Source organism: Pseudomonas sp. 51_B, from assembly GCF_017491595.1.
In the GTDB taxonomy this organism is placed as follows: Bacteria; Pseudomonadota; Gammaproteobacteria; order Pseudomonadales; family Pseudomonadaceae; genus Aquipseudomonas; species Aquipseudomonas promysalinigenes.
In genome coordinates this window covers 1-431 of sequence record NZ_JAFGYW010000471.1, presented here as the reverse complement: position 1 = coordinate 431, position 431 = coordinate 1, and the positions used below count along the sequence as shown (strand labels likewise).

Annotated in this window: 1 pseudogene; it reads left to right on the top strand. The window is 60.6% G+C overall.

Annotated elements, in window-relative coordinates:
• Positions 1 to 333: pseudogene (locus J5M56_RS25780) on the top strand (pseudouridine synthase); the annotation flags it as partial.
• Positions 334 to 431 lie beyond the last annotated feature (98 nt).

The window sequence follows — 431 nt, the reverse complement described above, 5'->3', positions numbered from 1 at the left end:
ATTTTGGAGAGTTTCAACGGCCGCGACGGCAAGCCGATCGCGACACTGCTCGCCTGCGAGCTCGAGACCGGGCGCACCCACCAGATCCGCGTCCATCTCGCCCATATCGGCCATCCCCTGATGGGGGATGCCGTCTATGGCCCGCATTTCAAGACCAAGGCGAACCAGCTCGGCCCCGAGTCGCAAGCCGCCCTGACCGCGCTTGGGCGGCAGGCCCTGCATGCCTATTTGCTGGTATTGGAGCACCCGAGGACGGGAGAATTACTGCACTGGGAGGCGCCCTTGCCAGAGGATTTGCTTCTCCTTCAGGGCGCCCTGAAAGCGGCGCTATGACGCAGAGGCTTTAAGAAAAGCGTTACATTACAAAAGATTATAGCTGCCACACGGGGACGTGACGTCAGCAATCCTTCCCTTTTTGCCCCCCTATGGGG